The following is a 14617-nucleotide window of genomic DNA, read 5'->3' on the forward strand; positions in this document are numbered from 1 at the left end:
ACTATTTAAATCATGAAAAATATACATAAAACTCCCGTATTGCTAAGAAAACTGGTCATTCTTCCCTCAATTTTCGTCGCCGTTTTAGCGATGAATTCATGCAGTGACGATTTTCTGGATCAGCCGGCCTACAATTCATTGGATACAGAATCTGTATTTAAGAATATAGATACTGCAGAGATGTTTGTTCTGGGTTGTTACAGAGGTATAGTTCCAACTGAAATGTATTATCAGCTGGGAGCGGGAGACACCGTAACCCACTCTTCAGAAGATGGCTCTACCAATAATTCCAAGTATAATATTGCCAACTACAAGTATGATGCCTATACTCCGAATACGGTAACAGGAATTTACGCTGCGATGTATGCCGTTATTGAAAGAACAAATATTGCCGTGAGCGGGTTAAGCAAAATGGAAGCCAGCACAAAACGTGATGCTTTACTGGCTGAGGTTAAGGCTATTCGTGCATTTTGTTATTATAATTTAATTCGGGTGTACGGAGATGTTCCTTCCGTTTTTAAACCTTTGGATGAGATGGATCCTAATGATCCGAATACATTATATCCAAAACGTACTTCAAGAGACGAAATTTACGATCGCATCATTACTGATCTTCAGGAATCTGTAGGTAACATTCCAAATTTTGGTCAAAGTGGCTATGCAACAACAGAGCGTTTAACAAAACAGGGAGCTAATGCCTTATTGGCGAGAATCGCTCTCTATGCCGCAGGGTATTCCCTTCGTTGGGACCTGAATACCGGAAGTGGGGCGATGATGTCGCGCCGCAGTGATAACAGCAGGATTCAGCAGTTATACCAGATTGCGGATAATGCGTGTGCTGCTATTATTAACGGAGGAACAAACTCTTTGGTACAGGCTCAGGGCGGCAAAAGTGGTTTCGAAGCGTTATGGTTCAATTTCTGCCAGAGAAAATTTTCAGTGACAAACTCAGAAATCCTTTGGCAGGTTGCTGAATACGGAGCAAATACAAATTCATCTTTTGGAGTATATGCCAATGAAGGTTCCCGTGGAGGAGCATATGGATCGAGAAAGACATTACAATTCATTCTTCCAAGTTATTATTTATCTTTTAATCAGGGAGATAGCCGTAGAGACGTTTCTTGTACTTCGTACAGTGTCTATTTCTTAAATAATGGTAATGCAGGTGATACCTGGGTGAATGCCGGAACTACCTATTCCTGCATCCTGTCAGGTAAATTCAGGATGGGATGGTGTATTGCGCCTCAGGCGGCAGATGCACGAAATTTAAATATTCCTGTTTTAAGATATGCAGATGTTTTATTAATGTATGCAGAAACTCAAAATTACTTAAACGGAGGCCCTACTGCTGCGGGAACTTCTGCTTTTATGCAGGTAAGAAACCGTGCCGGAATCGGAAGTGTACCGGTTCCTTCCGGCCAGCAGGCATTTGAAGCCGCTATTGTTCAGGAGCGTAAATGGGAATTTGCGGGAGAGTTTAACCTTCGTACAGATTTGATCAGAATGAATCGTTTGGCAAGCGAAATTGAGGCAACAAAACAGGCGATGAAAAACTTGTCAAACAAAACGGGAGCCTATGCAAATACACCTGTTTACCGACTCTATAAACTCGAAAAAAATGCACAGATCTATGGTGATCCGTTTTTGGCATTAAAATATATTGATATAACGAGCCCCGCAGAAATTGCAGTCATTACTAATGTTCCAACGGGTTCTGCAGATTTCGACAATTATCAGATTGCATTAAGAGCTATTGTAGCAGCACACGGGCAAGCCACAGCAATAGATGATAAATGGTATCCTACGAATATGTTCCAGGCTTACAACAGTACATTTAACAGCAATGCGAAAAAGACAGCCGGATTTTTAGGAGGTGCTGCAGGCCAGCTTCAGATCGGCAGTATCATCTATACCAAGCCAACAGGTTCAGCAGAAAACGGAGGAACATATCCGAATTGGATAGAAGGGGGAGGAGACGGTCTTTTCTATGGATTCGTACCAAATAAAACAGAATTGTTGCCTTTTGCTGCGCAGTCAGCAGGTCATCCGTTAGTAGATAACCCAAATCTGAGTCAATTACCCGGATATTAATTCAAATAAAATTTACCATTAAGAAATTTAATAGATATGATTTAAAGGTTAAGCTAAAATAGTATGCTTCAAAAACATCTTGGATGTTCCTTAATAAATCTGAACCTTTTAAATTTCTTAATGTTTAAAATAAAAACAACTATTAGCACAAAATTATTAATCAAAATAATCTGAATCAGATTGATATAAGATAATTATACTTAAACGTTAATTTATCTTTAAATACAGTATTTACCAGTATAGTACGGGATGCTGTAAAAGATATTACAGTCTAATTTTGGATAGAAATTCAGAAATATAAGTAAACAAATGGAAAAAGTTAAAACATTCAAATACGTAGACTATTTATGGGACGAAAACAAAGCGGCATCTTTAGGAAATGACCAGGTGGCCTTATTTCTATACCGCTCAAATATATTAGGGGCAGATTTAAGAATTACCAATTATGGAGGAGGTAATACAAGTTGCAAAACCATCGAAAAAGATCCGCTAACCAACGAAGAAGTTGAGGTGATGTGGGTAAAAGGTTCAGGTGGCGACATCGGAACTCTGACAAGAAAAGGAATTGCCGGATTATACACACAAAGATTAAGAAACCTGAAAAATGTGTACCAAGGCTTAGCAGATGAAGACAGAATGGTAGGCTTATTCAATCACTGTATTTTTGATCTGGACAGCAAAGCGCCTTCTATTGATACGCCTTTACATGGTTTACTTCCATTCAAACATATCGATCATCTTCATCCCGATGCCTTAATTGCGGTAGCTGCGGCAAAAGACAGTGAAAAAATTACCAAAGAAATCTGGGGCGACACAATGGGTTGGGTTCCCTGGCAGCGTCCGGGCTTTGATTTAGGATTACAATTGGAAAAATGTTTAAACGATAATCCTGGAATCAGAGGAATTGTTTTAGGAAGCCACGGACTATTTACCTGGGGAGATACTTCTTACGAATGTTACATCAACAGTTTGGAAGTTATCGAAACAGCCTCTGAATATATCGCAAAAAAAATCGAAGAAAACGGACAGGTTTTCGGAGGACAAAAAGTGGAATCTCTTCCTGCTGAAGAACGTAAAAACAAAGCAGCACAATTGATGCCTTTGTTGAGAGGTTTAGCATCTTCTGAAAACAGAATGGTCGGTCATTTTACCGATAGCGATGTTGTGATGGAATACATCAACAGCAATGATCTGGAGCGTTTAGCGCCATTAGGAACTTCTTGTCCGGATCACTTTTTAAGAACTAAGATTCAACCTTTGGTTTTAACTTTAGATAAAAATGAAGATTTAAACGATTCTAAAGCTATTTTAGATAAATTAAACCCTCTTTTCGAACAGTACAGACAAGAATACAGAGAATATTACGAAACTTGTAAGCACCCGAACAGTCCCGCAATGCGTGATCCGAATCCGGTAATCATCATTTATCCGGGGGTAGGAATGTTCAGTTTTTCAAAAGATAAGCAGACAACGCGTGTTGCAAGTGAATTTTATGTGAATGCAATCAACGTAATGCGTGGAGCAGAAGCCATTTCTGAATACACTTCTTTACCAAGACAGGAAGCTTTTGACATCGAATATTGGCTGCTTGAAGAAGCAAAGCTGCAGAGAATGCCGAAAGAAAAACCGCTTTCAAGAAAAATCGCGATTGTAACCGGTGCAGGAGGTGGAATCGGACAGGCCATTGCTGATAAAATGGTTCAGGAAGGGGCAGTTGTTGTTTTTACAGATTTAAATCAGGAAGCTTTAGATGCTGTCACGGAAGAATACAGCAAAGATCAGGCGGTAGCCGTTACTTGTGACGTGACCAGTGAAGATGCCATTGCAAATGCTTTTAAAGAAACTGTTTTAGCATTTGGTGGAGTAGATATTCTGGTTCATTCTGCAGGTTTGGCGATTTCTAAATCATTGGAAGACACCACAACAAAAGACTGGGATTTATTAGAGGATGTTTTGGTAAAAGGTCAGTTTTTGATCGCGAAAAATGGAGTGGAGATCATGAAAAAGCAAAATTTAGGCGGAGATATCGTAAATATAGCCAGTAAAAACGGCTTGGTTGCCGGACCAAACAATGTTGCTTATGGAACTGCAAAAGCAGCTCAACAGCACATGACAAGATTATTGGCCGCTGAATTGGCCGCAGATAAAATCCGTGTTAATGTAGTAAATCCTGACGGAGTGATCGTTGGAAGCAAAATCTGGGAAGGCGCCTGGGCAGAAGGCCGCGCAAAAGCAAACGGAATTTCTGTTGAAGAACTCCCAGCATTTTACGCAAAAAGAAATTTATTAAATGAAATTATTCTTCCTGAAGACATCGCCAACGGAGTTTTCGCCTGTGTCGCAATCTTAGATAAAACAACTGGAAATATCATCAATGTAGATGGAGGAATGGCCAACGCATTTCCAAGATAATATAAAAATTTAACCACAAAAATCACAAAAGTTTATAAGTAATTGAAAGGAATTTTAGAAAAGACCAAAAAGCTTAGGTAATATTTTATTTTTCTAGTTCTTTTTATAACTTTTGTACGTAGTATTTAAAAATTAGATAAAAGCTTTTGTGACTTTTGTGGTAAAATAAATTTAAAAATCAAATCATGATTATAGGAAAAGATATCATTGAACAATACAATAAAAGCGAAATTGAAAACTTTACGACAGATTTCGATTTTCTACAAAATAAACTAACAAAATCAGGTGCCAATGTTGCTGAAATTGTTAACAAAATTGCTGATTTTCAGGTAGCAATTCCGAGCTGGGCTTTAGGAGCGGGAGGAACCCGTTTTGGAAGATTTTCTTACGGTGGCGAACCTTCTTCTTTAGAACAAAAATTAGATGATGTAGGTTTAATTCATGCATTAACACATTCTGCGGGAGCTGTTTCATTACATATTCCTTGGGATATTCCGGGTGATGTGAAAGCCATTAAAGAAAAAGCTGCTTCTCACGGGCTTACTTTTGATGCCATGAATTCTAACACATTCCAAGATCAGGCGGGGGCAAAACATTCATATAAATTCGGTTCTTTGAATGCTGTAAATGAAGATTCAAGAGCTTATGCCGTAGAACACAACAAAGAAGTGATCAGAATCGGAAAAGAATTAGGCTCAAAAAGCTTAACCGTTTGGTTGGCGGACGGAGCAAGTTTTCCAGGGCAATTGAATTTCCAGACCGCGTTGTCAAATACTGAAAAAAGCTTACAAGAAATCTACGCAGGAATGCCTGAAGACTGGAAGCTTTTCATTGAATATAAACCTTATGAACCCAATTTCTATTCAACAACCATCCAGGATTGGGGAACATCGTTTATGCTGGCCAATGCTTGTGGCGAAAGAGCTTATACATTAGTAGATTTGGGCCATCATTTACCGAATACCAATATTGAGCAAATTGTTGCCACCTTAATGTACAAAGGAAAATTGGGAGGATTCCACTTCAACGACAGCAAATATGGAGATGATGATTTAACGGTGGGTTCTATTAAACCTTATGCTTTATTCTTGATTTTTAATGAGTTGGTGTACGGGATGGAAAACAATCCAAACAATCCTTATCCAGCCTGGATGATCGATGCAAGCCACAACATCAAAGATCCGTTGGAAGACCTATTACAGTCTCTGGAAGCTATTTTAATTGCTTATGCTCAGGCACTTTTGGTTGACCAAAAAGCATTAAAAATGGCGCAATTAAACAATGATGTCGTTGCAGCGCAGGATATTTTGCAGAATGCCTACAGAACAGATGTTCGTCCGTTACTAAGAGCAGCAAGATTGCAGACAGGAGCGGCTTTAGATCCGATCGCTGCTTACAGAAGCTTAAAGGTAAGAGAAAATTTAATTACCGAAAGAGGCCTGGAAACCAAAGCAACCGGATTATAAAATCCTGTTTTAAAATTGATAATTCAACTTTTGAGTGCAATCGAAAGTTTTTATTATATGTATCCTTATATTTTTATCATTAAGGTTGAAAGTGTTTAGATGAGTAGGATTTTAGGCATTGCTGCTTTAAGAAATGAGTGGATTTTTTCTTGTTGCATCTTACAATCTGAACACTCCTTAATGGTTGAAAATAATATTTAAATGAAAATCTAATTACAATTAATTGTATTACTTTGCTAAGTGAAACGCCTTGCGATCTTAAAAACGTATAGTAGTCAAAAAATCTTTGCGAACTTTGCGTTATAAAAAACAGATAAGTGTTAGTGAAAAATTTCGCTAATTTGTGTTTAGATGAAGAGATTGCTTCGTCGCTTATGAACTGTGTTCGCAGACTTCAGTCTGTTCGCAATGACAAAAAATAAATTCATCACAAGAATGTCTAAAAAAAAGAAGGTAACCATAGTATTTGATATTGGAAAAACCAATAAAAAGTTCTTTTTATTTGATAAAAACTATAAAGAAGTTGTTCGTGAATATACAGAATTACCGCTCACAACTGATGAAGATGGTTATCCTACGGAAGATCTTGCAGCCCTTCAAAACTGGATAAAAGATAATTTTAATGCCATTCTTGACAATGAAAAATACGAAGTAAAAGCTATTAATTTTTCAACGTACGGAGCGAGTTTTGTGCATCTGGATCAGAAAGGAAATGTTCTGACACCTTTGTACAATTACACTAAGCCGATGGATGATGAAATTCTTGATCTATTTTATGAAAAGCATGGAAGCAAACTGAAAATTGCCCGCGAAACAGCATCACCTCAAGCAGGAATGCTGAATTCTGGCCTGCAATTATTCTGGTTGAAATACAAGCATCCGGAAATATTCAGAAAAATCCGTTACAGTCTACATTTACCCCAGTATTTATCGTATTTGTTTACCGGGATTTGTGTGTCGGAATTTACTTCAATAGGCTGCCACACGAATTTGTGGGATTACGACAAAGCAGATTACCACGATTGGGTGTATGAGGAAGAAATAGATGCTTTATTGCCGCCAATTGTACCGACTTCTGCGAGCATCAATACTTCTTACCGAAACAAAAAAATTAAAATCGGTGTTGGAATTCACGACAGTTCTTCAGCGTTATTACCTTATATTTTAAGCAAAAAAGAACCTTTTTTATTAGTTTCAACAGGAACATGGAGTATTTCGTTAAATCCATTTAATGATGAAAGTCTTACCGATGAAGATATAGAAAACAATTGCCTGAATTATATGCGCATTGATGGAAAACGCGTAAAAGCCTCCCGTTTTTTCATGGGAAATGAATATAAAATTCAGGTTGAAAAATTATGTGCGTATTACGGAAAAGAATATGGTTTCCACAGAGAAGTGCAGTTTGATCAGGATTTGTATCTGCGTTTAATGAAAAATAAAAATATCTATTTTCGCTTTGAAGGAATTATTTTAAAACGGAAAATGATTACCGCAACAGATTTAAATTCATTTGCAACTTTTGAAGAAGCCTATCATCAATTGATGATCGAACTGATGGATTTACAGATTCATACGATCACAAATGCCATTGGAAATTCAGAAATTACAAATATTTACATTGATGGGGGATTCACCGATAATGATGTATTTATGAAACTGATGTCTCACCATTTTCAGCATTATAATGTGATGTCTACACATTCTCCGTTAGGTTCTGCGTTGGGAGCTTCCATGGTGATTTCCAACAAGAAAATAGACGAAACTTTTTTACAGCAGCATTATCAGATGAAAGTGCTTCAACCGTTAATTCTTAATTTATAAATTATGTCATTTCCATTTGATACCCGTTATGCTTCGCTTGAATTGTTGATTGAAAAAGCAAAAAAAAGAATGCCCCGCTTCGCGTTCGAATATCTCGATGGCGGCTGTAATGAAAACATTAACAGAGACAGGAATACAAGCGAATTGCGGGAAGTTTTGCTTCGTCCGCGATACCTGAATAATAATTATGCGGAAGCCAACATGGAAACCGAATTGTTTGGAGTTAAATATTCCGCACCTTTTGGAATTTCTCCTGTCGGTTTGCAAGGTTTGATGTGGCCCAATGCACCCGAAATTTTAGCAAAAGCAGCTTTCAAACATAATATTCCTTTCATTTTAAGTACGGTTACGACAAGCAGTCTTGAGCGGATTTCTGAATTAACGGAAGGAAAAGCCTGGTATCAATTATACCATCCGAGAGAAGAATGGCTGCGTGACGATATTCTCGACCGTTGCGAAGCTTCAGGATATGACGTGTTGTGCGTGTTATCTGATGTTCCAACTTTCGGATACAGAGCAAAAGAAATCAGAAATGGTTTGGCAATGCCGCCTCAATTGAATTTCAGAAATGTTTCCCAGGCGTTGGCAAAACCGGAATGGTGTCTGGAAATACTGAAACACGGAGTTCCAAGTTTTAAGACCATGGAAAAATACATGGATAAAAATATGGGTGTTAAGCAATTGGGGCAGTTCATGAATTCCACTTTTTCCGGTAGGTTAAATTCAGACAGAATAAAAGCTATCCGTGATAAATGGAAAGGGAAATTAGTCATTAAAGGCGTTGCATCAGATGAAGATGCTGCAGAAGCTGTTCGTTTAGGGTTCGACGGAATGATTATTTCAAACCATGGCGGAAGACAATTGGATGCAGGAGAATCTACGATTGCTGTTGTGAAAGACATCAGTGAAAAATACAAAGGTCAAATCAAAATAATGATGGACAGCGGCGTAAGAACCGGTCCGGATGTTGCCCGCGCTTTGAGCTGCGGCGCCGAATTTACCTTTATGGGAAGAACATTTATGTATGCAGTTGGGGCCTTAGGCGATAAAGGAGGGGATCATATTATTGAAATGCTTAAAATGCAGTTCAGACAGGTGATGGAACAGGTTTGTTGCGAAAAACCGGAGGATTTACAAAACTTCAGAGTGAAGTAATTTTTGATATGAAGATGTAAGATGGAAGTCGAAGTTTAAAGTTTTATAGAATAAATTTATCAATAGGAACGCGCTTTAGCCCGTTTTTCATTGTAAAAAATTCTGATTGGCTTTAGCCAAAACTTATCATTCTGTTGCTGGTTTCAAATATTTAAACGCAAAGATTAGTTTTAAGAACACATAATTTTAAGAAGCAAAGTAAGGCGACAAAGTCGCTGATGAAGCTAGCTTCGTAAGAATCAATTTATTGATTCCATTCTTTGCTAACTTAAAATATTCAGGATCTTAAATAAAACTTTGCATCAAAAAACTAAACTAAACGGTTCAAAATAAAATTCGCAAAGACAACCTTGCGAATTTTGTTTATTACAATTTAGAAGTTTATTTCTTCTTCTCAGATTTCACAGCCTGTCTTGCCAACAATTTCCAGTCGTTTTTCACTTTTGCCCAAACCAACAATACATCCAATGTTACATCACCCGGAGCTTTTCCAGAATCAGCAGTCGTTGCATAAAAATGGTGGCGAACAATTGCTGTATTGCCAACAATATTGATCGTTTGATCGGTAATATCAATGGTTACAAAATCTGACTTTTTACTGACTAATTTATCGACAAATTCTGCTGCGTCGTCTATGTGACCTCCTGAATGTCCATACGTTAATTCCGGTAAAATCAAAGATTCTAAGGCTGATTTTTCGCCACTTATCATTGCTGATCTTAATTTTTCAGCAGCATCAGAAACCGCGTCTTTATCATTCTTTTTCTGTCCGAATACAGAAAGTGCCATTAAAAAAGTCGTGGCAAAAATTAATTTTTTAATCATAATTAAGCAATATTTAAGTAGTAAGCTTATATAGTAGGTATTAAAATGCAATCGATTGCGCTTTTAATTTAAAAAAAAAATCTACAAAGAATCCCTTTGAATAAATTTAAAAACATTATTTACAGATTCCTTTTTATTTTTTAAAATCATATAGGCTGCGGATTCTCCCATGGCTTTAAAATCTGTAGTAATCACAGTAATTCCAAGCAATTCTTTAAGCGGAGTTTCGTTGTAGGAAATAATGCCGATGTCTTCACCCAATTTCAGATTTTTCTGCCTGATTTGTTTAACTAAATTCACCAGATCACGTTCCCGAATGGTGATGAAAATATCCTTATCCTGCAGTTCCATGTCGGGATAAATTTCGTCAAGAATTTCATAATCAAGCTTAAAATCCTTACAAAACTTCTCAAAACCACGCACAATACGGAAAGGATAGGGGTGAATGGATTTATCGGGATACACTAAAATTATTTTTTCATATTTCTTTATTTTATCTAAACCTTCTTTTAAAGCGTTGTAGATATCATGTTCAAAATCCTGAAAAATAGAGCCGTATTCCCCGGAAATATTAGGCTTGGTATTATCCAGCAATAGCAATTTATTTTTCGGTATTTGTTCAATCATATCCAACACCTGCTGTGTGGAGCTGGTGTGTTTAGATTGTTCATCCCTAAAATGGGGCATGATCACATAATAATCGAATCCGCCCAGGTTCTTTTTTAAGGAATTGATGAAAAGTGTTTCGTCACAATGATAGATATACATCTCAACATTGCCTTTGGTACCGATTGCATTGACGAAATAATTATAGATCATCATTTTATAAGTGCTCGGTTTATTGATTAGAAAGAAAATATTGATAACATCATTTTTATTAATACGGGATATATAATAACCTTTTCCCTTTACAGATTCAATGATTTGCCTTTTTCGGAGCTCTTTATACGCTTTTTCTACAGTATCTCTTGAAAGAAAGCAGGATTCGCTGAGTTCATTTATAGAAGGAATCTTTTCCCCAATTTTGATCTCCCCACTGTCAATTCCATTAAGGATAGAATCTACAATCTGTTTGTATTTAGGAACTCGGGAATGCTCATTGATTATTATTTCAAATGTTTCAGACATGATATTAAAATAGGAGATATTTATTTCAGTTTAAAAAATAATTCAAAAGTTACGAACGGTGTAAGGCAAGTTACAAAAATTTTATAATAACTTTTTTGATATGCTTTTAATGATTGTAAATGTTTACATATTTATTATAATTGTGACTATCCCGGTATATAATATAACGGAAAAATACAATTTTAGTATATAAAGGTGTAAAAACTTAAGTATAGCTTACTATAATAAAGCCGTTTGATTATACTTAATCTGAAGTTTATTTCCTGTAAAGCAAAAAAACACAAAAATGGATTTTGGAATTAAATTTTAGTGTTTATAATTTCAAAGACAAAAGAGGTAGACGTTTCGAACTTTCCTCCCTGCGTGGCTCCGAATAGAAATTTAGGAGTCTTACCGTCTTTGTCCATTAAAATCATGGGGCGTTCTAATCTCCCGAATCGTTTTAAATGATTAGGTGGTGCAGGCTCCTTAATATAAGTCTTCATATTAAGATAAGCGATTTTCGGTTGGGACCATTGAAGACCGTTCCTGGAAGTTAGATGTAAACCGTATTCATGATTAAAAAATCCCATATCACGGGCCACTATATGGAATTTTCCGTTTTGTTTCCAGATAAAGGCATCTTCCAGCTGGGCATTGTTCGGCTGCAATGAAAAATCAATGACAGGATTTTCCTTTATTTTCTCATAAGGACCTGCAGGGTGATCAGCCTTTGCCAGTCCATATTTTCGGTTTCCTCTCACCGGACCTTTTTGATTTTCATATTCTTCAGTGTTCCAGGATTTATAAAAAAGCCAGAATTTACCATCATTTCCTTTTATAAAAGCAGGGTTGGTAGTACAATGGTCGTCCCATGAGCCTTTTTCCCCGGGAAGAAGCAGAGGTACTTCAGGCCTTTGCCAATCTCCGTCAAGACTTTTTGAAGTGGCAAGGCCTATCCTTTTGGTATTTGTTTTTCCGTTTTGGTTGCCCATATAAAAAAGATAATATTCGTCTTCTACTTTGGTAATTAAAGGATTATGACAAGTGGTGGCATCCCAAAATTCGCCGCCTCGGGGAGTAAGAATAACTTGTTTATGCTTGAATTCTTCATAAGGAGAATCGGCTTCTGCACGGCATATTTCAGAACCGTTGAGCCAGCCGCCCATCCCTTTTTCTTTTTTCCATCTGGAATAGAAAAGATGAACCTTACCATCTTCGCCCCAAATCGGAGAATTACACCAGATGTAATAATTTTCCAATGAAAAAGTTCGTCCGATTGGTTTTAAGCTGAAATAAGGTTTGTCGGAAGATGAACCTGTAAATGACAATCCCAGAACCGCAGCTGTGATCCCAAGGGTTGAAGTCTGTAAAAAATCTCTGCGTGTAAAGTGTCTTGGCTTGTCCATTTTATCTCGATTTACTGCTAATTTAGTATAAACATATAAGCAGACTGTCCTGTACTTTCGGTAAATTGTTTAATCTCAACTTATCTATTCTGTCTTTATTTATTTGATTTTAAAAATTAAGATCAGAACATAAAAAAGTCTGCCTTTCAGCAGACTTCAACTATATGAATGTGAAAATTTTTTAAGGCATTTTTTTGAAACCTTCCGTTTTTATTTTCCACGAACCGTCTTTTGGAAAACCTGGAAATTCACCTTTAGAACTATCCCAACCTTTAAGCATCATGGCAACGGTTGTTAAAACGCCGCCATTTCCCGGAAGGTAAATTCTCAAGCGACCATCCTGAAAATTATGTCCGTTTTTCAGATACGTATTTGTCTGAATGTTCATAAAAAGCGCATCCAGAGCTTTATTTGGAAGTCCAAGTCTTGCAGCATTCATCGCTGTCATCGGAAAATCCCAACCCCAGGTATGCTCCCAATTCCATCTTTCCCAAACGATATCCAACGTGTTTTTCATAATTTTTTTATCCAGTTTCGGAGATTCGGGAACCATTCCTAATGCACCGAGAACCGCAGGGTGATCGGTCATCCATTTTGGAAATGTAAAAGAGTCTTTTGCCGATTCGGTAGACAGATAAACACCATCCTGGACGGGAAGCGGAGCTAATTTTGCAATAACTTCATCCCATTTCTTATCTCTCGGCTGCCCCAATCTTTCCTTCCATTGTTGCGCTGTTTTCAGTGCCCAATCCCAATAGGCCACTTCATAAGTCGGGTTATACGTATCTTTTGCAGGGAAAACTTCCTGTGCAGGAATGACTCCTTTACCTAGATTATAACGGTTTTTTTCTTTGTCATAAGTAGCAAAATCTGCCATAAAATCTGCTGTTGCAAAAATCAGGTCCTTATATTTTTCCAAAACTTTCTTATCCTGCTTGTCACGGTACAAAAGTTCGGTCATATAAATAAGATGCGGTTGTTCCCAGATCAAAAATGCAGCAACAGAAGAAGGACTTTCATTTCCATCATTATCAGACATTTTAATCCATCTAACGCCTTTGTAACCTTGTCTTTCGGCTAATTTTTTTGCTTTGTCAAATGATCTGAAATAATAATCCAATTGTTTTTCCAAAATTTCAGGTCTTCCCCATAAAGCGTAATGAACACCGTGCCACCAATGCATTTCTGTATGCGGTTTTCCGTACCAGCTGTTGAATGTCAACCCCGTTTCTTGTGGCGGATTGCTTCCTCCGCATTGAACTTTTGTCAAATATTCTGACAACACAACTCTGCGTTCCAATTCGTTGGCTCTTGGGTCTGTGCTTCCTTCAAAATCAACGGCAGCACCGCTCTTCCAGAAAGATTCCCATCCTGAAGTGCTTTCTTTTTCTGCATCAGCAAATAGTGTTTTACTGCTTTTTGGATTCTTAGATGAAAATTCAACACTTAATTCTATTGTTTTATTTTTAGAAGAAGGTTCGTATACGAAATAATGTTTCCCCGCTTCCCGTAGTTTTCCATCTGTGAAATAAAGTTGAGTATAATAATCAGTACTTTGCAACTTGTGCTCAATCACTCCGTGAGTTTGATTTGATGAAATAATTTTTGTCGAATGATCGTTTTCATTTCCGTAAAAAGCAGCGTCATCCAAAAATTGTCCTGTAGGAGAAGGGTAGCGTGCAAAAACTTTCACTCTGTTTTGAGAAATTAAATCCGACTCAATTTTAACTCCAATTTTATCGGAATTTTGAAAAGAAGCAGTCCAGACTTTTACTGGAGTTCCGTCCAGAGAAAATTCACTTGTAATAATTCCTGTCCAAAGATCAATTTTTTGATTAATGTTGGTAAGATCCGATATTTTTGCTTTCTGTCCGTCTTTTTTAATCAATTCAAGACCAATATTTCCCAGTTGCAAACGGTGTTGATTCACGCGGAAATATTCTACAGCGCCTTTGTTTCGCTCCGGTTCTTTTAATTGAACACTATACAATGCTTTACGTCCTTCATTGTTGAAATCATACGCTTTTAATGTTTCCTCAAATTTATAATCTTTAGTATTTGGAAAGCTGTTCCAACCCCATTCAGACTGAGTTCCGAGAGAAACACCTTTCTTGTAATATTCAGGAAACGACTGCATTCCGGTAATGTCGACCGTATACGCAAATTTCCCGTTACCAACCGTTAAAGAAGATAAAGTATCAGCTTTTGTGTTGACGATATTATGTCGCTGAACGACTTTTTTACGGTCAATTTTTTGAGCATTGAGAGAAGAAAATCCAATGCAAAAAAGGTTCAGATATATGACTAATTTCTTCATTTTTTTAATTT

At 37.1% G+C, this 14617-nt stretch carries 9 protein-coding genes; 5 read left to right on the plus strand and 4 right to left on the minus strand.

Features of this window, described 5'->3' with window-relative positions; genetic code table 11:
* The first annotated feature begins 12 nt into the window (after positions 1–12).
* The 5 genes from MP477_RS16965 to MP477_RS16985 all read left to right on the plus strand — a co-directional run bounded on the left by MP477_RS16965 (position 13) and on the right by MP477_RS16985 (position 8948).
* Complete coding sequence (locus tag MP477_RS16965) at positions 13–2091, plus strand: RagB/SusD family nutrient uptake outer membrane protein (protein ID WP_257191304.1); 2079 nt, start codon at positions 13–15, stop codon at positions 2089–2091.
* Positions 2092–2400: 309 nt separating this feature from the next.
* The gene (locus MP477_RS16970) at positions 2401–4503 is read left to right on the plus strand and encodes a bifunctional aldolase/short-chain dehydrogenase (protein WP_257191305.1); all 2103 of its coding nucleotides are present in this window, start codon (positions 2401–2403) and stop codon (positions 4501–4503) included.
* 185 nt (positions 4504–4688) lie between these two features.
* Positions 4689–5969 carry a TIM barrel protein gene (locus MP477_RS16975; protein ID WP_257191306.1) on the plus strand — a complete coding sequence of 427 codons (1281 nt, stop codon included), beginning with the start codon at positions 4689–4691 and terminating at the stop codon, positions 5967–5969.
* 435 nt (positions 5970–6404) lie between these two features.
* A complete protein-coding gene (locus MP477_RS16980) occupies positions 6405–7793 on the plus strand; it encodes an FGGY-family carbohydrate kinase (RefSeq protein WP_257191307.1) in 1389 nt (462 codons plus the stop codon).
* A 3-nt stretch (positions 7794–7796) separates the two neighbouring features.
* Positions 7797–8948 (plus strand): alpha-hydroxy acid oxidase, encoded by a 1152-nt coding sequence (locus tag MP477_RS16985; protein WP_257191308.1) that lies wholly within the window; start codon positions 7797–7799, stop codon positions 8946–8948.
* A gap of 381 nt (positions 8949–9329) precedes the next feature.
* Here MP477_RS16985 and MP477_RS16990 read toward each other — a convergent pair whose 3' ends face one another.
* From MP477_RS16990 to MP477_RS17005, 4 genes are all read right to left on the minus strand, one after another.
* Positions 9330–9773, minus strand: coding sequence for a nuclear transport factor 2 family protein (locus MP477_RS16990; RefSeq protein WP_257191309.1), 444 nt, complete (start codon positions 9771–9773; stop codon positions 9330–9332).
* A gap of 81 nt (positions 9774–9854) precedes the next feature.
* Positions 9855–10901, minus strand: coding sequence for a GntR family transcriptional regulator (locus MP477_RS16995; protein ID WP_230038362.1), 1047 nt, complete (start codon positions 10899–10901; stop codon positions 9855–9857).
* A gap of 299 nt (positions 10902–11200) precedes the next feature.
* The gene (locus tag MP477_RS17000; RefSeq protein ID WP_257191310.1) at positions 11201–12289 is read right to left on the minus strand and encodes a twin-arginine translocation signal domain-containing protein; all 1089 of its coding nucleotides are present in this window, start codon (positions 12287–12289) and stop codon (positions 11201–11203) included.
* A 181-nt stretch (positions 12290–12470) separates the two neighbouring features.
* Positions 12471–14606 carry a hypothetical protein gene (locus MP477_RS17005; protein ID WP_257191311.1) on the minus strand — a complete coding sequence of 712 codons (2136 nt, stop codon included), beginning with the start codon at positions 14604–14606 and terminating at the stop codon, positions 12471–12473.
* Between the last annotated feature and the right edge of the window lie 11 nt (positions 14607–14617).

Origin of the sequence: Chryseobacterium sp. WG23 (assembly GCF_024586575.1) — a bacterium.
Classification (GTDB): Bacteria; Bacteroidota; Bacteroidia; order Flavobacteriales; family Weeksellaceae; genus Chryseobacterium.